Genomic DNA, 18,451 nt, shown 5'->3' on the forward strand with positions numbered 1-18,451 from the left:
TTTCGCGCCGCTGCATTCGACATCAATCGCTCACAGAGCGGTCTAAGGAGGCGGCAGCTGTCGCCACTCAATCCACTCTTAACGGTAGTGGAAGGGCGCAGGCCGCCCGGTCTCACCGTAGTGTTTAAGCTGGACAAACCACTAGGTCAGTGAAGGGATGCATTCGTAGTGGAACTCGCCAGAATTCAGTCGCGATATTCCTTAATACGACGGATTACTGGAGAAATCGACATTACCAATAGACGCCGAAGTTCGGTCCAATTTGGACGCCACCTCGGAAACCGTAGGGGTAGCCACCGCCATAGTAATACGGCCATCCTCCATAATTGTAGTATCGATACGGATAATACCGGTAAGGATTGTACGGATACCGATAGGTTCGGCGGTATGGCGTTCGGTAGCGGTATTCGCGATCAGCATTTCGGTTCTGGTATCGCGAACCAGTCCAATCGTTGCTGATATTCGGAGGAAATCCGCGGCTAGCATCGTATTGGGCAAGGAATGTCGGAGCAGGAATGTCGATGTATGAAACGCTATCCGCCGCCGGAGTAGCCGTCTGCGTCGCATCCTTCGCGTCCTTTCGACTCTTGTCAGTCGATGGTTCCGTGGTGCGTTTCAATTGCTCAACGTCTTTCCGCAGCGTTCGGATTTGCTCGCGCAACTCATCAATGACATCATCCATGACACCGACACCCGGTAGCGGTGGGAATGGCGGCACGTTGAAATCCGGCCCGCCCATCGGCATCCGCATCGAACGTCGAAACCACGACATCGGCGCGTTGGAAATCTCCCCCAGCACCGCCGTGATGTTTTGTTCCTTATCGTTGCGGATGATGGAAAACGTGACCTTCGTGCCTGGCTCGAAATCGCTCACCTTGTCAACGAATGCATCAATCGATGCCACCGCTTCCCCATTGATCTTCTTGACTTCGTCGCCACTCTGTAAACCCGCTTGAGCCGCAGGGCTGTTTGGATGAACCTGTTGGATCACCACTCCATTTTGATCGTCTTCACTGTCGGACAGCATCACACCCAGCCAACCTCGAAGGATCGGTGGCAATTCCTTGGACTGACTTGCCAAAGGAACGTCTTTCGACACATACTTACCTTGCCGCCAGAGGCTCACGTCGATCGTGTCGAAACGCTCCAGATTGTCGATTTTCTGCTTGAGATCCTGGGGAGAACGAACCTCTTGATCATTGATGGCCAAAATGTAGTCGCCCGGACGAATTCCAGCTCGTTCTGCTGGACCGCCAGCGATCGTATCGAGTACACAGACGCCTTTGCCTGGACATGATCCCACCATGACTCCTAATTGTGGTGAGTCGTGATCGGCGTGTGCACCGCTGGTGGTCTCGTTGCCAAGCACTGGTGGTGATGTTTTTGTTGATGGTGTGCCGGCGTTTTCTTGGCCGTTAGCAATGATGGCAAAGGTCAAGGCACCAGCCAGAGCAAATACCGAACCCATCGAGTGTAAACGGAGACGCGTCATTGGAATTCTCCCTGTGCTGAGTCGTTTTTAATGGCAGGATTCACCTAGATTCCCCCGTTGGAATCGAGGGCGGATTCACGGCGTCAACAACTCGTCTGACGCCACAAGACATCCAGTGCTTCGTCCAGTCTTGATGTCGGGGTAGCGGAACTCACCAAACGTTTCGACCTCCTCCGGGATCACCGAAAGTCTCAGTAACATGTGCTACAGCTCAATCTCAATCCCTAGCTTGGATGAAGCATTAGAACGCTCTGCAAACGCTGTTCCAGTAAAGCCTAACGAGCGACGGATAAGCCGTTTGCCAATGTCGCGGTTGGGCGTCCGCGTCACCTATTCGCTTTCACTGTGTCGCTCATTCGTGGTTTGCCAGTTTTCTCTCCCTGCGTACTTTGGCGAGAAGCAGGGCGAAGCTAAGCGTGCTTGGCAACCATCGTTGCACCGACGAAGACGATGATGATTGTGGCGAAAGCAAAGCGTTTCATGTTGACTTTGTTATTCAGGCTCTCCGGGCTAGTGATTCCGTTTCCATCCAATCGGTGGCTCACGCCACCGGCAAGGATGTGTCGGCCTCCGGCCTGTGGGGCGATGGTGCAACTTGCTTGGGGACAACGGGGTCAGCGAGGGAAGAATGTCTCGCTTGGCCTAGATAAAACGGCTTGTGTTACCTCGTCCACTACGGGAAGACTCGGCTCAACAGGCCGATTCGAGAGCTTTGGCGAGCATTGCGACTTCCGCAACCTGGGGCTCATCTTTTATTTTCAACTTCCAGAACGTGCATCGTGGTTTTGACCAGCGCGTCGGGCGTTAGCGACATGCTGTCGATCCCTTGTTGCACTAAAAACTCTGCGAACTCGGGATAGTCGCTGGGGGCTTGGCCGCAGATCCCGATTTTGGCTCCGTGGGCCTTGGCGGTTTGAATCACCGAGGCGATCGAACGCTTGACCGCTTCGTTGTTTTCGTCGAACACGTGAGCGACAATCTCTGAATCGCGATCAACGCCCAGGGTCAATTGTGTCAGGTCATTCGATCCGATCGAGAAGCCGTCGAAGATCTCTGCGAATCGGTCCGCCAGGATCACGTTGCTGGGAATCTCGCACATCACATAGATCTCCAAGCCGTCTTGCCCTCGAACCAAGCCGTACTTCGCCATCTCGTCTTGCACCTTGCGTCCTTCATCGACCGTCCGGCAAAACGGAACCATCAACTTCAGGTTTCGCAGTCCCATTTCTTGACGAACCTTTTGGACGGCTTTGCACTCCAAACCGAACGCATCGCGAAACTGCGGCGAGTAGTATCGTGACGCGCCGCGGAAACCTAGCATCGGGTTCTCTTCGTTGGGTTCGTAGTTCTTCCCGCCAACCAGGTTCGCGTATTCGTTGGTCTTGAAATCACTCAGCCGAACGATCACGTCCTTGGGATGAAACGCCGCTGCAATCATGGCGATGCCTTCGGCTAGACGATCGATGTAGAACTTTGGCTTGTCTTCATAGCCCATCGTCGCAGCATCGACCGCGACCCGTGTCGCGGCGTCGAGCTGGTCGTAATCCAGCAGCGCCCGTGGATGCACTTTGACGTAAGTGCTGATGATGAATTCCTCGCGAGCCAACCCGACGCCGTCGTTTGGGATCGCCGACAGGGCAAACGCTTCGTCGGGAGCCCCGATGTTCATCAACATCTTCGTCTTGGGTCGTTGAAGGCCGCTCAGATCAATCGTTTCGACATCGAACGGCAGTTGGCCTTCGTACACGACGCCGTCGTCACCCTCGGCGCAGCTAATCGTCACTTGCTGGCCGTTGTGTAACACTTCCGTCGCGTTCAACGTACCGACGATCGCAGGAAGACCGAGTTCACGACTGACAATCGCGGCGTGACACGTTCGTCCGCCACGATTAGTAATGATACCCGCGGCGCGTTTCATGACGGGTTCCCAGTCCGGGTCGGTTTTGTCGGTGACTAGAATCTCGCCATCACGGAATTGATCCAATTGATGCACATCGGTGATCAGGTGGACCGGGCCAGAACCGATCTTTTCGCCGACGCTGCGACCAGTCAATAGTCGCAATGGTTCAGCCGACGTAGTGGGCGAGGTTGCGAGTCCTTCAGTGCCGTTGGACTCGTTACCTCGCCCACTCCCAACGGAACGCCTCAAGTGATACCGCTCGTGTGTTGTCGCCGACTTCCGCGATTGAACGGTCTCGGGTCTTGCCTGCACGATGAACAGTTCACCGGTACGTCCGTCCTTGGCCCATTCCATGTCCATCGGACAGGCCGCGCCGCGTCGTTGGCTGTAGTGATCTTCGATCTCACACGCCCAGTGTGCCAGGTGCAAAATGTCGTCATCACAAAGTGCAAAGCGATTCGCCTGCTCGGGCGGTACCGGGATATTCTTGGTCATCTTGCTTCCGCCGGCGTCGTAGACCAACTTCATCGACTTTGTGCCAATCGCTTTCTTGAGAATCGGGCGAAAGCCTTCCTTCAATGTTGGCTTGAACACGTAGTATTCGTCGGGATTGACGCTGCCTTGCACGACGTTTTCCCCCAATCCATAAGCGGCGTTGATGAGCACGGCATCGCGGAACCCACTTTCGGTATCGATCGAGAACATCACGCCGGAGGTCGCCAAGTCGGAACGTACCATTTGCTGGATCCCGATCGACAGGGCGACCTGCATGTGGTCGTAACCGTGGTTGGCGCGGTACGAGATCGCTCGGTCGGTGAACAATGACGCATAGCAACGACGGCAAGCATCCAGCACAGACGCTTGACCACGCACGTTCAGGTAGGTTTCTTGTTGCCCCGCAAAACTGGCGTCCGGCAAATCCTCCGCCGTGGCACTGCTACGGACGGCGACGTCGGCCAATTCGTGCCGTTCTTCGCACAAGTGTTGATAGGCTTCGACGATCGAGTGGGCCAACGCATCGGGAAGAGGTGTGTCCAGAATCATCTCCCGGATGAGCATTCCGTGATGCTGCAAACTTGTGATGTCATCGACATCCATGCCGCTGAGAACTTGTGAGATTTTCTCGTTCAGTCCGGTTTCTTCCAGGAACGAACGGTAGGCGAATGCAGTCGTGGCGAACCCGTTTGGGATACGAACGCCGCGAGGCGTCAATTGCCGATACATTTCCCCCAGCGACGCATTTTTGCCGCCAACGATCGGAACATCGTCCATCCCAATTTGATCGAACCAACGAACGAGATCAGTAATGGTTTCAAAGGCGACACTCATCTGAAATTCTCTTTGTTAAATGGATATGGATTCGTTTGATCGAATGCGAAACGCTTTGTTGTCACCATGACGCAACCGGGTAACGCAATGAGCGTGCCAGGTCGCGATGCGCCGAGACTTGTGCGGAAGTACGCTCGTCAAAAAACGCGACAGAGCAAGTTCTTCTCTGCAGATTCAAACTCGGAGATATTCACAAGCCGCTTGTCCGCTGTTAGCAAAATTCGAAATCAGCGTTACGAAGCGATCGAACGAGCTTTATGAACGCTTCACTTACTTTTTGGATGCCGATGATTGGCTCTTCTGAGAAATCCGTTGCATCGGTATCCGAGTTGCTCTTTTCCACCGACTGTGAACGTGGCGATCGCCCAGTAGACATCCACCAACCGAGAAAAGGCAGAACAATGTTTGATCCATTTGTCCAATCTGAATGGCAACAACTGTGCGCACACTTGGGCAAGTGTGCGGAGGGGATCGCACGAAACTCCGACGAGAAAGCGGACTTCGTGCAAGAAACTGAAAAGTTTTCGGACCAGCCAGCGCCTGAGAGGTACCGCGACCTACTTGTGAGAACTGCCGAAGCGGCAAGGCTTGCCATCCGTTGGCAAGGCACGCGTGATATCGACTTTGCCCATGATGAAGCGGTGATCGACGAAGCGGGTAGCGAGAGCTTTCCAGCGGGAGACCCGCCGACGTTTAGCCACGCTCACGCATGAACGATGCGATCTGTCGTCAACGATAACATCCGTGCAAGGATTGACGACCAAGTTCGACGCGCCGCCTAGCAGTGGGACACTCGTTTACCTACGATGACATCATCCTCAATGCTATGTGAGGGACTCGTCATCTCGTCCACGACGATAAACACTAACCCTCGATCCCGTCTTGCTTCATCATTCGATACAGTTTTTGGCGTTCAACGCCGAAAGTGCGGGCGGCTTTGGAATCGTTGCCGTTTTCGCCTCGTAGGACTTCGGCGATATGCTCGCGTTCGAGCGCAATCAGGGAACCGACTTTCGGTAACGACCTGGCAGTTGAATGGACGGCGCGATTTTGCGTATCCTCGTGGCGCAATTCTAATTGCACACACTCAACCTCAGCGGTTCGGTCATAGTCGCTCATTTCCTCGTAGTGGAAGCCGTCAAAACTTTCGATGACCCTAAACGGTGGCTGAAACTCTTGACGAGTTCACTACCAAATTGCCTGTATAAGCGAGATAGACTGTGCGGATTTGGGCAGTCGAAGTCTCCTGACACGCACGGAACGGTTGCGATTCCCACGTTTTCCAACGAAAATCACATGGGCACGGCGGTTGCGTGAATAGAAGGTGCAAAGCGAATGCCAGATCACAAAAGTCAAGCACATGCCCGTCGAAATCTCCGATCTATCGTTCACCTCCAGCGATCATGATGACGAAATGACTGCAAAATCCACTTTCGACGAAGCTTTTCAACCGTTTGCCGATGCGATGCCGGTGATGGTTTGGATGTGTGCTGCAGATGGATCGGCAATGTTCTTCAACCGGAAATGGGTTGAAATGACAGGGCTGTCGATGGAAGACTCGCTCGGGGACGGATGGACACGAGCCATCCATCCAGAAGACCAAAAGCACGCATTGGCAACCTGGCAACATGCAATTCAGACTCGTGCCAACCACGATGTCGAATTGCGGTATCGCATGGTGGACGGCTCGTACCGTTGGCACATCCTTAAAGCCCTGCCGACGCTCAACGCGGATGGGACAGTGAAGCACTGGCAGGCCGTTTGCACCGATATTGATGATCAGCATGATTCGTTCGAGCGAGAGCTGCGTGGTCGTAACCGAGTTCTTTTAAGCTTGGCAGAAGGCCAGCCGCTCGCCAAAGTGCTTGACGAGATCATCGAAGTGGCGGAAGAGTTGCGGCCGGAGATGATTGGCTCGATTCTCGTGTTGGATCAGCAAGAGGGTTGCTTGCGGCATGGAGCATCACGACAACTGCCCGACTTCTATTTGGATGCGATGGAAGCGATGACGCCTGGCCCTAGCGTCGGCTCATGTGGTACGGCTACATTCACTCGAAAGCGTGTGATCGTAGAGGACATCCATACCAGTTCGTTGTGGGAAGACTATCGTGATCTGGCGACCAGGGCGAAATTCCGAGCTTGTTGGTCCGAACCCATCCTTGCTCCCTGTGGACGAGTGATGGGGACGTTCGCAATGTACTACGCGGAAGCACGGACGCCTGATGCCCGCGATTTGCAGTTCGTTGAAAGCTTCGCAAAGCTGGCGGCGATTGCGATCGAGCGAGTGACCGTGGACGACGAACTGCGTCAGATGGCAGCAATCGTCGACTCTACCGATGACGCCATCATCTTGAAAAATCTTGATGGCGTGATCGAAAGATGGAATCCGGGCGCGGAACGTCTGTATGGCTATTCAGCAAAGGAAGCATTGGGAATGCCGATAGATTTGCTCGTTCCCGAAGACTGTATCGACGAACTCGACGCAAATACGGAACGACTTCGGCAGGGCAAACCGGTCAATCACTTCGAGACCACTCGCATGACCAAGGATGGGAAGCGGATTCACGTGTCGTCAACGATCTCGCCGGTACTGGACTCCGAAGGAATTCTGTCTCATTTTGTTGAAGTTCAAAACGACATTACGCAGCGAGTCCAAGCGCAGGCGGAGCTGGATCGTGAACGATCGGTGTTGGAAGCCATCGTCCATGGCATTCCCGATGCGATATTGCTCGCCAAACTCGATCGCAAACTATCGTTTGTTAATGAGAGTGCGTGCCGCATCTTTGGGTACGAACGCAGCGAAATGGAAGGTCAACACGGGGCGATCTTCTATGCCAATCAGGACGATTTCCGCCAGCAAGCCGAGCAACGATTCAATCTAACGGCGACACCCCAAAAAGACATCCAGGAGATTCGTTGGCGACGTAAGAACGGCGAGGTGTTTGCTGGCGAAATCGTCGGAACAATCATTCGTGATTCATATGGAAAACCGATCGGCTATTTGGGAATCATACGTGACGTCACCGAACGCAAGCGGGCCGAAGCAACGATCCGAGAAAAACAGCGTCAGCTTTCAACGCTGATCAACAACCTTCCCGGAGCGGCATATCGTCGCAAATACGACGGCAACTGGACGACGGAATACATCAGTGATGGTTGTCAGGAACTAACGGGATACGCTCCCGAAGAGTTTATGTCTGGAACCGCAAAGAGCAGGCGAGGTAGTGGACGAAGTGACGAGTCCGATGCGGAAGGACTCGTTACCTCGTCCACGACGCCAATCGATGAACGAGCGTTCCTGAATTGGGCATCTGTCATCGTTGCGGAGGATCGAGAGAACTTCGCAATGGAGATTCAACAGGCGATTTCTGAAAAACGGCCCTTTCAGTTGAGCTATCGAATTTGTCACTGCAGTGGTGAGATTCGCTGGTTATGGGAACAGGGCGAGGGTGTTTTTGCCGGGGACGGAGACGGTCGAGTCGTTGCATTGGAGGGCTACATATCGGATGTTACCGAATTGCGGGAAGCACGCGAACGAATCATTCAGTCCGAGCGGCTGGCTGCGGTCGGACAAATGATTTCCGCTATCGCCCATGAAAGCCGCAATGCGTTGCAACGAATCCAGGTTGGCTTGGACATGCTTGGCTTTGAAATCGAAGTGGATTCTGAATCACGCGCCGATCTCGATCGTATTGCCCGCGCCAAAGGGGACCTGCTACGACTCTTTGAGGGACTGCGTAACTACGCCGCGCCAATGCAGCTTGATTCCAGCCCCGAAGAGCTATCGGCCGTCTGGCGAAAAGCCTGGGCCAATTTGCAACCCTCACGTGACAACCATCCTGCACAGCTTATCGAAGAACCCCATTCGATCGAACTCACTTGTTGGCTCGACGCCTTCCGAATCGAACAGGTGTTTCGCAACCTGTTTGAAAACTCACTCGCTGCCTGTAACGATCCGGTTCGGATTGGCATTTCCTGCACAGCAGCCGAACTCAATGGCACGCCGGCGGTGTGCGTATCGGTGCGCGACAACGGGCCAGGATTAACGGAGGAACAGAGAGCACGGATTTTCGAGGCTTTTTTCACGACAAAGTCGAAGGGCACAGGACTAGGTATGGCAATTGCTAATCGTATTGTTGAAGCACACCAGGGGACAATCGCAGTCGGAGACGCCAAGGACGGCGGGGCCGAGTTCCTCATCACATTGCCAAGGACACTCTCGTGACACACTCCTTACGAATTGCCATCGCCGACGACGAAGAGGACATTCGTCAGTATTTCCGACGACTCCTACCACGGCTCGGCTATGAGCTGGTCGTCGAAGCGGAAAACGGACGGCAGTTGGTCGAACTTTGTCGATCAGAAAACCCGGACCTCATCATTACCGACGTGATGATGCCGGAGATGTCTGGGATCGAAGCGGCTACCGAGATTAGTAAAACACTGTCGGTACCGATCATCATCCTATCATCGCATGAAAAACCAACCAACGCCAGCAAGACATTCATCGTCGGCTATCTGCAAAAGCCAGTCAGTATCCCCGACTTGCAAGCAGCGATCACCCGAGCCTGTCCGGCTGCTTAGTGCTTTGTCACAACGAAAACTTCGGGGTGGCCGTCGTGGACGAGGTAACGAGCCCTCCGCCCCATGATGGCTGAAAAGGACGTCACCCTGCTGCTACCAAGAGAACGACGGACCGTCCGTTTACGGAATAGCAAGATTTCTCTACGGACTTGTCGGGTACCTCTGCGAAATCGTGCGGGCTGTTGAGCGACGTATCGACGACGCGTCGCCACGAACCCGATGCCCCTTCGTGTATTCCGAACTCAACCGTTGCATCCGCAGCGTTGATCATGACGTAAAGATCGGTGTCGTTTTGGGAAGCTCCGTGAAGACAAAACGCCAGTTGTTGAGAGGTGGGTGACATGTCGACTAGGTGGCCCGTGCCGTACCACTTGATGTCGTCGCGCCAGAATCTGGAACGACTGATTGACGGATGGGATTTGCGGAAGGCGATCATCTGTTTGACGAAGCGAAAGATGTCGTCGTGTTTGCTTAAGCGTCCCCAGTCGAGCCAGCTTGTTTCGTTGTCTTGGTTGTACGGGTTGTTGTTGCCGCCTTGGGTTTGCAGGAACTCGTCGCCCATGCGGAACATCGGCGTTCCGTTGGAGAGCATCAGCAAGCAGATAAAGTTTTTGACTTGTTGTTTGCGTAAGGCAAGTACCACTGCAAAATCATGTGACGCATTCGTCGTGGACGAGGTCACGATCCCTTGCGTGTCGGGACTCGTAACCTCGTCCACTACGTCAGAGACCTCGTCACCCTCCCATCCGCAGTTCCAACGGTATTCTTTGCTGCCGTCGGTGTTGTTGTGGCCATTGGCCCAGTTGTTTTTTTCGTTGTAGGAAACGAGATCGTAGAGCGTTGATCCGTCGTGCGAAGTGATGTAGTTGACGCTGAGCGGAGGTTGAAGAGCGTGCATTCGATCATCGGGAAAGAGATCGGCGCTGCCATAAAGACGCGTCATCAGATCACGGACGAGCCCTCTGTCGCCACGGACGAATCGCTGAAGTGTTTCACGGTAGCGTGCATTCCACTGCATCCAACGTTGGCCGGGAAATTTTTGACCGAGTTGGAACTCACCGCCAGCATCCCAGGGTTCGGCGATCAAGCGGTTGTTGGTCAGGTCGGCGTTGGTGCCGATCTCGGCGATGATCGGCGGATCGTCCAGGTTGATCGAACCATCGGAGTTGCGGGTGAAGATGGACGCAAGGTCGAATCGAAATCCGTCGATGTGCATTTGCTGATCCCAAAACCGCAGACTGTCGACGATGTGTCGCCGGATGGCTCGATTGGCGGTGTGCAGCGTGTTGCCAGTGCCGCTGTAGTTGGCAAACGGAACGTTGGGGTCGCCCGTCATGATGTACGCCGAACTGTTGTCGATGCCTTTGAAAGAATACGTCGGCCCGGTGTGGTCCCCTTCGCAGGTGTGGTTGTAAACGACGTCCAAGATGACTTCGATTCCGACCGCATGCAAAGCTTGAACCATCCTCCGGAATTCGTGTTGTTGGTTGCACTCGTCAGGCTGAGTTGCATACCCATGATGCGGTGAATAAAAATTCAGCGGCATGTAGCCCCAGTAGTCACCGTCGTCGGGATCAAACTGGAAAATTGGCATCAGTTCGACGGCGGTGATGCCGAGGTCGACGAGGTGAGGGATTTTGTCCACAACACCGAGAAAGGTGCCGCGATGGGATTCCGGGATTCCGGAACGGGGGTGTTGTGTGAATCCCCGGACATGCAATTCATAGATAACAAGATCGCTGTCATGGCGTAGTGGACAAGGCAACGGGTCGGTTTGGTCGGAGAGAAGGAGTTGGTTGGGTAACACTCCCAGCGGAGCTTGGCCCGCGTTGGAACCAGCTCGGCAGGCGGCTTCGCGGCTGAAGCCATCGGGAAAGAAGACGCTTTGCGCACAAGGATCAAGCAGGATTTTCTCAAAGTCGAAGTTATGCCAATCGAATCCGGGCTCAGGTGCCGGCCCATCGACTCGGTACGCATAGTAGGCTGCGTCCTTGGCTTCGGCAGCATCGATGCGGCAGTGCCAAATCGGGCCAGACTTATTGCTCAAGTAGTTGAACGAGTATTCGAGAAGCGGGACAACAACATCTTTCTTAGAGTAAATCAACAGCCGCACAGCTTCGGCGTGTTTCGAGTAGATTGAGAAGTTGAACGCACGGTCTTCCTCAACCCAAGTTGCACCAAGCGGAAACGGCGAACCTTCGGTTGCCTCCCAACGTTTTCTGGTTGCGTTCATCGGACTCAAGTTCCTTTTTTCGACACGGTGCCACCGAGTTCCGAACGATTTCGATAGACAGTCGCAGCAGGCAAGTAATGCTGCTCGGTGTACCACCCACTGTGCGAACAGCGGAAAACGGCGTCGTCAGTTGCGACATGCTGGCCTACATTCGAGACAACCACTTGACGGGGATGCCTTACTCACGGCCTGCTGATTTAATCGTTTAACGCTTAGCCGAAGGCGTCAGCTTTTCTATAAGCGGTCGCCTATGGCTTGGCGTTAAACAATAAGTCGAGTCAAACCGATTAAATCAGCAGGCCGCTCACTACGAATCGGCAACTGTCTGGGATCGTTGAACGAATGGAGTTCCGGTTGCAGGCCGTCGTTGTCGATGGATTCCATGCTGAAGTACACAACCAATGGTAGTGGTTGGCTAGTCACTAGGTAACCGTCACATCCGGTGAGCGATAAACGTCTTGGATTCCGCGTAGCAGCTCGACATCTTCGGACATCGGACGTTGGAACGCCTTGCGACCGGAAATCAACCCGGTCCCTCCAGCTCGCTTGTTCCTGTAGCCAGTTATTCATCGGAGTCTTCCTTTTTCTGTTGAGTGAGGACATCATTGGACGGATCGAAGATTCGATACGCGATCACTTTCAGTCGGTCATTGACGAGGAACCAAGCGAGAGCATAGCACCAGATCAATCCTGCGAGTTTCCAGCCGATCGGAGCCATCAAAATTCCATACACCGCAAGCAAGGTCGCGATCACTTGAGTCCCCAAGACTGCGAGAAACAAAATCCGCGCGGGGCGGATGGACCAGAAAGGACCTCGCGTGCGAGTGGCAAATATCGTCAAATGGCCTGCGACCGATAGTTTCAAATACATCAGCGACTGAATGGTGTCGCGGTCGAGTTGGTAAACCTGTTCAGCCAGATAGAATAGACCGAACGAGGCGGCAACGCCGGCCAAACCCAAAACGCTTGCGACGCCTAATACCAATCGCATATCCCATCGCTCGGGCATGTTGGCGTACTGCACACGGTCATACGCAATCGACAGAATCGCACCGTCGTTGAGCAGCGCCAACAATACGATCATGACTGCCGTGACCGGATAGAAGTTGAACACCAGAATCGACAACGTCATGAACAGCAGCACACGGATCGTTTCGGCAATTCGGTAGATCGCGTAACTGGTCATCCGCTGGAAGATTTTGCGTGATTCCTTGATAGCGTCGATCACTACCGACAGGCCAGGTGAAAGCAGCACGATGTCAGCGGCAGCTCGAGCAGCGTCGGTTGCACCCGATACCGCGATCCCACAATCCGCTTTCTTGAGCGCTGGCGCGTCATTGACCCCGTCGCCCGTCATTCCCACGATGTGCCCGTGCTTCTGCAACACGTCAACAATGTGGAACTTGTGTTCGGGATAAACTTGCGCGAATCCATCGGCTCTCTCGATGAGTGCATCGACCTGAGAAGCATCCTGATAGCTGGTGTCTTGGAACGCCTGTGCATCGACGAGGTTGAAGCCCATGTCCAGTTGAGTGGCGACTTCTCGTGCGATCGCCAACTGATCGCCCGTCACCATCTTTACGGCACAACCCATTTGATGAGCGGTTGCGATGGTTGATGCGGAGTCTTCGCGTGGTGGATCGGACAGCGGTAACACGCCAAGAAACCGCCAACCGTTGTGTGCATCCCATTGAGCAACACCCAAGGAACGAAATCCGCGTTTGGCGAAGTCATCGATCGCGGTTTGCACCCGGTCATGTAGTGGATGAGGTAACGAATCCTTCGACGCAGAACTCGTTTCCTCGTCCGCGACATTTTGTGTTGAATCAACCAAGTCCATGATGACCTGCGGCGCGCCTTTACTGGTTTTAAACTCTCCACCGCGACTATCGTGAACCGTTGCTTCGGTCCGTTTGTGAACAGGATCAAACGGTTGAAAGTGAACCACTTCATAGTCGCTGGTCCGAACACCATCACAACCGGCCAAGACCGCTTCGTCGATCGGGTCTTTGTTTTCTGCCCGAGAAGCAAGCGCCGCAGCCAGTAAGAGTTCATCTTTCGTGATACCATTCATGATGAATGGCTCGCCAAGTGCCAGCTTGTTTTGCGTCAACGTTCCGGTTTTGTCGCTGCACAGGACATCCATGCCCGCCAATTCCTCAATCGACGCCAATCGACTGACGATCGCCTGGCCGCGAGCCAACACCCGCGCACCAACCGCCATCGTCACTGACAACACCGTTGGCATCGCGACGGGAATGGCTGCCACCGTTAGCACCAATGCAAACTGCAACGTTTCGGTAATCGGATCGCCTCGGAATAACGCGACCAATAGAATCAAGGAAACCAAGGCGACGGCCACGACAATGAGGAAGTCACCAATCTTCAAGACTGCTTTTTGAAAGTGACTTGTTGTTTGCGCGGTTTCGACCAGCTTCGCCGTCTTTCCGAAATACGTATTGCCGCCAGTGCCAAAGATGAGCGCGTCGATCTCGCCCTGCTTGATGATTGAACCAGAGAAGACAGTCTCACCCGCCTTACGGGTGACTGGAAGAGACTCTCCCGTCAACGCCGACTGATCGACTTCGACCGAATCGCCAGTTTCGGACTGCACATCATCAGCCTTCGTCGCAGATGAGGTTACGAGTCCCTCCGCTTGGGACTCGTTACCTCGTCCACGACGTTTTGCGCTGTCGAGTAGTTTTGCGTCCGCCGGCACGATGTCGCCCAACCGCATTCGGACAACGTCGCCCGGAACAAGTTCTCGTGCGGGGATTGAAGTCCATTTACCGTCGCGACGGACTCGGGCATTGAGGGCAAGTCGCGACTTGAGTGCCGCAATGGCGTTTCCTGCTTGAAACTCTTCCCAGAACCCGACCACCGCGTTTCCGACCAGTAGCACCAAGATGATGGCAAAGTCTTCCCAGTGCTGAACCAGTGCTGACAAGAGGGCTGCGACCTCAATCATCCAGGGAATCGGTCCCCAGAAATACGAAAGAAATTTCAGCAGCGGACGCTGCCCCTTTTCGGGAATCTCGTTGAATCCGAACTCGATCGATCGACGTCCTGCGTCCTCCTGCGTCATACCCTCAAGCGTACACTTCAGTTCGGATTGGAGGTCTGGCAACGACAGCTCATTCAATTCACGATCCAAATGAGCAGGTGATTGTGCATCGACATGCGATTCGTCGGCAACATCGTCGCGTTTCAACATAATATTCACTCCAGCAATTCATGGACTTCGATCAGCACCCGCGATTAACTTGAAAGCCATCGGCGAGCTTCGTCGATTTCGCTCTGGTCAAAGTAGCGAATCTTGGCCGTCGTAAACGGCTTGCAGAACACCCCCATGCCGCGTTCCCATTTCTTTTCGCCAACGATTGCCAACCGCTCAATGTCATTGAAGTGCTTCGCGTCAAACTTGATATCTTGCCACAACGCACCGGCGTCCCATCCGTGAAAATCATGCATGGCAAACAGGATGCGAATCTTGCCGCACACTTCGATCTGGCGTTCTACGGACGGAAGAAACAAATCGTAGGCTTCTTTATCGAGCTTCCCAGTGACTTGAATTTCCAGGTAGTTTCCTTGCTGGACTTCACTCAATTCAACAGACATCGATACACCTTTTCGCTTTCGGGGGTTGGAACAACGAAGAAACGATGCCCCCCCGACGAAGCAGTTGCTATGCCAGTTCTAAAACATGCGAAAAACGAGACCGCGAAAAACCAGGATGTGCGCATTGAGACAACGACTGTGCGAATAGGGGCAACTCCTGAACGGAACCGGTAAGAAACATCTCCAGTAGCGGTTTGCCCTTCGCCCAGCCCGCTACCGACACGATAATGGCGATCGCGACGACTGCGAAGCCGAGCTGTTTGCCCAACACCGCTCGTTTGTGCTGCAATGGTGTCTTTTCTCTTCCGATCGACTCCGTCAACGTGGAGACACGTCCAATTTCTGTTTGAGTTCCAGTTCCGACGACGATTCCGAGCGCACGCCCGCTGGTTGCTCGCTTGACAATCCTTGAGCGATGCCCGTGCCAAACGACTCCAGAATGCCCGCTACTTCGATTGCGTCGTCACGCGTCGATTCCGTTCCGTGTCGCGGAAACTCTTTGGTCATGGTTAGCATGGCTCAACGGCTCAACAGCTCAACAGCTCAACAGCTCAACAGCTCAACAGCTCAACGACTCAACGACTCAACGACTCAATGGCTCAACGACCCAACGACCCAACGACTCAACGACTCAACGACTCAACGGCTCAACGGCTCAACGGCTCAATGGCTCAATGACTCAATGACTCAACGGCTCGCATTTTCAAATTGATCCATCGCTTCAACCACATGCGTGGCGTAGATAACACTTGGCCCGCCACCCATCAAAATCGCAACACTGAGCGCCTCCATTATTTCCTCACGTGATGCACCCGCCTCAAGCACATCATGAGTGTGGTACGCTATACAACCATCGCATCGCGCAGTTACCGCGATTGCGAGTGCGATGAGTTCCTTTGTCTTGCTGTCCAACGCACCCGATCCAGAGCTGGCGGCATGGAGTGCCGAAAAACTCTTCATTGTCGCAGGCTGCGATTTGGACAAAGCCCTCATACCGCTTCGTATTGTCTCGAGCTGTTCGGGAAAAGCCGCGGCGTCTGATAAAGATGCAGTCATGGTCAATTACTCCTATCTAAATTCGTGAACTGAGAAGTGTTCAAATAGTGGCCCGTCACGCAATGTCAATTACGTGTAAGCCAGTCAATGCGCCTCACATCGAAGCTTCCAACGCAGATTTCAGTACGCGACCTGTGGCATTGCGACGTGATGGTGTTTCTTGATGCGGTCACCCACAAAAAGCGTTACTTGGTCTAACCGTTGTTCAACATGCATATATTCAACATGCAAACTCGGGACCAAACGCTCAGCAGCGAATGTCTGCTCAGTACATACGAACGCCAAGCACGCATCGGTGGGCAGTTGCTGAGGCCAATGGGCGTCGATGTCACAGATGGCACCAGTCTGTCCTAGAGAACATCGCCTCGATCGCACACAAGCTACAAGATACAGGTGCGGATGGGTTGCCGTTTCTAAAAAATCGAAGTTGTTTTCCTGGTTCCTTTCGCCGCAGGCAATTTCCTCTCCATCGCAGCTACCGACTTGATCCCCTAGATCAAGCACCACCACAGCCTCAAGATCAACGTGATTTATTTTGCCGCGTTCAGCCTGGGGATCGGACTGTTGTTGGCAGTAAGATTGGTCGGGTGAGATTGCAGCCTTGCCGTCAATCCGAAAAAGCGAAAGCCAGAAGCCTATTTCACTTGAACGGTCCAAGAGTTGCTTTGCAATTTCAAAAGGCAGTTGCCAAGTTGACGCTGCGAGACAACAACTTTGATGAGGAGATTTGAGATGAAACGTAAGATGCTCTTTGGTGCAGGGGCGGTGTTGTTGGCGGGCGTGTTGACAAGCTCATCGGCTGACGCAGGAGGGTTGTGCCATCGTCGCGCAGCCCGCCGCTATCACCCCGTGGTCTGCTGCCCACCGGTTGTGACTGTGCGATACATGCCAGTTGTGTATTACAAGCCGGTGGTTCGCACGACTTCGGTCGCCGTCACTTACTGCAAACCCGTTTGCTGCCCAGTCGTGACCTATCGGTGCTTCGTCTGCGGTGGTCTGAGATCCAGTAGGACCGTGGGCAGTTCAAGGTGACTGCGTCAAAAACCGAACGATACGGGAAGGGGCAACGGATTGCCCCCTATGGCCCGGGTTGCTGACCGAACGGAACGATTTGTCTTCGCTTCCCCGACCTGGAATCGAATGCATGCGTATGGAGATTGTCTCGCTCCACTGCTCACCAGTCAGTGGAAACAACTCGCCGAGTTGCATGCGATGATGAAGGAGCAAGTGGAACAAACAGAGCGGGAAATGTCGTGTTTTCTGGTGCAAACGCCTTATGTCTTGCTCTTGTCCGTAACGGGTATCAATGTCGTTTCCGCAGGTGAGTTGGCAGGAGAAGCAGGACCGATCGAACATTATGCATCTGCTGGTGCAATCAACGGTCGTGGCGGTTTGCATCCTTCACGTTACCAAAGCGACGAAGTTGATCGAAGTGATAGCGTGGCAAAAAGTTGCAATCGACGTTTACGTGCAGCTTGTATCTTAGTGGCCAAGAACTTGATTAAGTGTCATCCCTACTATCGTGGTTTAGCTGCTCTTTGGAAAACGCAAAAAGTGGTGACGGTGGATCAGCAATGTCGGATTGCGAACCGAGCGAATCGAATGATTTTTCAAATCGTTAGTGGCCGTCAAGTTTGGCGTGGTAAGAATATCGACCGCGAGTATCTGTTATTGAAACTTCGCGAGTTTCATCGCACACATCATACGCCGCTTGAGCAAACCGTTCGCGACATGAACGAAGCGTTCGCATGGCTTCCAAAAACCAGCTACGCAAGTGAAGCAAAACCGCTTGCCGAGTTAGCGAAGAAGAAAAGTGGAGCAACGACGGCGATCGGTGAGTTGCTACTCCCGTTGCTAATTCGTCTTGGAGTGGGAGAAGCAAATAGGTTAGAATACCAAACGTCCGAAGCTCGTAGTCCGCACTGACTTGTTACTGCCGCAAGGCACACTGATAACGTCCATCGACACCGAGGGCATCGACATGGCATCCGCCATGATCACAAGCCCGTGTACTAAGCGTGACGCTCTGTCAGCGGTTCAAACGCCGGATAAGACAGTGTGAGGCTACTGAGCTTCGGATATCTACCAGGGTGGCGAGACTGAACCACACCATGCTGACCGAGAAGTGCCGGCGGCAAACAATTCACTGGACTTTGAGTTCCAAAAAAACTACCCTATGGGTAGTGCCGCTATCGTTATGCGCGCACCTCGTTTATTGAGTTTGACCATGACAGTGCTT

At 53.7% G+C, this 18,451-nt stretch carries 17 protein-coding genes; 6 read left to right on the forward strand and 11 right to left on the reverse strand.

Annotated features, from left to right (window positions below; genetic code table 11):
* Nucleotides 1-232 precede the first annotated feature (232 nt).
* The 3 genes from Q31b_RS09270 to ppsA all read right to left on the reverse strand — a co-directional run bounded on the left by Q31b_RS09270 (nt 233) and on the right by ppsA (nt 4,721).
* The gene (locus tag Q31b_RS09270) at nt 233-1,492 is read right to left on the reverse strand and encodes a PDZ domain-containing protein (protein WP_146599363.1); all 1,260 of its coding nucleotides are present in this window, start codon (nt 1,490-1,492) and stop codon (nt 233-235) included.
* 75 nt (nt 1,493-1,567) lie between these two features.
* Entirely contained in the window at nt 1,568-1,693 is a 126-nt protein-coding gene (locus Q31b_RS29335; RefSeq protein ID WP_261343843.1) for a hypothetical protein, read from the reverse strand.
* 544 nt (nt 1,694-2,237) lie between these two features.
* The gene (ppsA, locus tag Q31b_RS09275) at nt 2,238-4,721 is read right to left on the reverse strand and encodes a phosphoenolpyruvate synthase (protein WP_146599364.1); all 2,484 of its coding nucleotides are present in this window, start codon (nt 4,719-4,721) and stop codon (nt 2,238-2,240) included.
* 401 nt (nt 4,722-5,122) lie between these two features.
* Here ppsA and Q31b_RS09280 point away from each other — a divergent pair, with 401 nt between their 5' ends.
* The gene (locus Q31b_RS09280) at nt 5,123-5,434 is read left to right on the forward strand and encodes a hypothetical protein (RefSeq protein ID WP_146599365.1); all 312 of its coding nucleotides are present in this window, start codon (nt 5,123-5,125) and stop codon (nt 5,432-5,434) included.
* A 151-nt stretch (nt 5,435-5,585) separates the two neighbouring features.
* Here Q31b_RS09280 and Q31b_RS09285 read toward each other — a convergent pair whose 3' ends face one another.
* Nucleotides 5,586-5,840 carry a helix-turn-helix domain-containing protein gene (locus Q31b_RS09285; protein WP_146599366.1) on the reverse strand — a complete coding sequence of 85 codons (255 nt, stop codon included), beginning with the start codon at nt 5,838-5,840 and terminating at the stop codon, nt 5,586-5,588.
* Between the two features lie 241 nt (nt 5,841-6,081).
* On the opposite strand from Q31b_RS09285, the gene Q31b_RS09290 reads away from it, so the two are divergent.
* Together Q31b_RS09290 and Q31b_RS09295 are read left to right on the forward strand one after the other, a co-directional pair.
* On the forward strand, nt 6,082-8,946 hold the full coding sequence (locus Q31b_RS09290) for a PAS domain S-box protein (RefSeq protein WP_146599367.1): 2,865 nt from the start codon (nt 6,082-6,084) through the stop codon (nt 8,944-8,946).
* Entirely contained in the window at nt 8,943-9,305 is a 363-nt protein-coding gene (locus Q31b_RS09295; protein WP_231617419.1) for a response regulator, read from the forward strand. The genes Q31b_RS09290 and Q31b_RS09295 overlap by 4 nt, the downstream gene beginning before the upstream one ends.
* A gap of 82 nt (nt 9,306-9,387) precedes the next feature.
* On the opposite strand, the gene Q31b_RS09300 is transcribed toward Q31b_RS09295, so the two are convergent.
* From Q31b_RS09300 to Q31b_RS09330, 7 genes are all read right to left on the reverse strand, one after another.
* On the reverse strand, nt 9,388-11,538 hold the full coding sequence (locus Q31b_RS09300; RefSeq protein WP_146599369.1) for a glycogen debranching protein: 2,151 nt from the start codon (nt 11,536-11,538) through the stop codon (nt 9,388-9,390).
* A gap of 261 nt (nt 11,539-11,799) precedes the next feature.
* Nucleotides 11,800-12,108, reverse strand: a complete 309-nt coding sequence (locus Q31b_RS28080) for a hypothetical protein (RefSeq protein ID WP_197171233.1) — start codon at nt 12,106-12,108, stop codon at nt 11,800-11,802.
* Nucleotides 12,101-14,752, reverse strand: coding sequence for a plasma-membrane proton-efflux P-type ATPase (locus Q31b_RS09310; RefSeq protein WP_146599370.1), 2,652 nt, complete (start codon nt 14,750-14,752; stop codon nt 12,101-12,103). Before Q31b_RS09310 ends, Q31b_RS28080 begins: the two co-directional genes overlap by 8 nt.
* Before the next feature lie 44 nt (nt 14,753-14,796).
* Complete coding sequence (locus tag Q31b_RS09315; protein ID WP_146599371.1) at nt 14,797-15,156, reverse strand: SpoIIAA family protein; 360 nt, start codon at nt 15,154-15,156, stop codon at nt 14,797-14,799.
* A gap of 67 nt (nt 15,157-15,223) precedes the next feature.
* Nucleotides 15,224-15,562, reverse strand: a complete 339-nt coding sequence (locus tag Q31b_RS09320) for a P-type ATPase (RefSeq protein ID WP_146599372.1) — start codon at nt 15,560-15,562, stop codon at nt 15,224-15,226.
* The gene (locus Q31b_RS28085; protein ID WP_197171235.1) at nt 15,475-15,672 is read right to left on the reverse strand and encodes a hypothetical protein; all 198 of its coding nucleotides are present in this window, start codon (nt 15,670-15,672) and stop codon (nt 15,475-15,477) included. The genes Q31b_RS09320 and Q31b_RS28085 overlap by 88 nt, the downstream gene beginning before the upstream one ends.
* A gap of 171 nt (nt 15,673-15,843) precedes the next feature.
* Nucleotides 15,844-16,212 (reverse strand): carboxymuconolactone decarboxylase family protein, encoded by a 369-nt coding sequence (locus Q31b_RS09330; RefSeq protein WP_197171237.1) that lies wholly within the window; start codon nt 16,210-16,212, stop codon nt 15,844-15,846.
* Between the two features lie 225 nt (nt 16,213-16,437).
* On the opposite strand from Q31b_RS09330, the gene Q31b_RS29340 reads away from it, so the two are divergent.
* From Q31b_RS29340 to Q31b_RS09340, 3 genes are all read left to right on the forward strand, one after another.
* Nucleotides 16,438-16,566, forward strand: coding sequence for a hypothetical protein (locus tag Q31b_RS29340; RefSeq protein WP_261343844.1), 129 nt, complete (start codon nt 16,438-16,440; stop codon nt 16,564-16,566).
* Between the two features lie 378 nt (nt 16,567-16,944).
* The gene (locus tag Q31b_RS09335) at nt 16,945-17,244 is read left to right on the forward strand and encodes a hypothetical protein (protein ID WP_146599374.1); all 300 of its coding nucleotides are present in this window, start codon (nt 16,945-16,947) and stop codon (nt 17,242-17,244) included.
* 48 nt (nt 17,245-17,292) lie between these two features.
* Nucleotides 17,293-18,138: a transposase gene (locus tag Q31b_RS09340; RefSeq protein ID WP_146599375.1), complete on the forward strand. Its 846-nt coding sequence runs from the start codon at nt 17,293-17,295 to the stop codon at nt 18,136-18,138.
* Nucleotides 18,139-18,451 lie beyond the last annotated feature (313 nt).

It is taken from the genome of Novipirellula aureliae, assembly GCF_007860185.1.
In the GTDB taxonomy this organism is placed as follows: domain Bacteria; phylum Planctomycetota; class Planctomycetia; order Pirellulales; family Pirellulaceae; genus Novipirellula_A; species Novipirellula_A aureliae.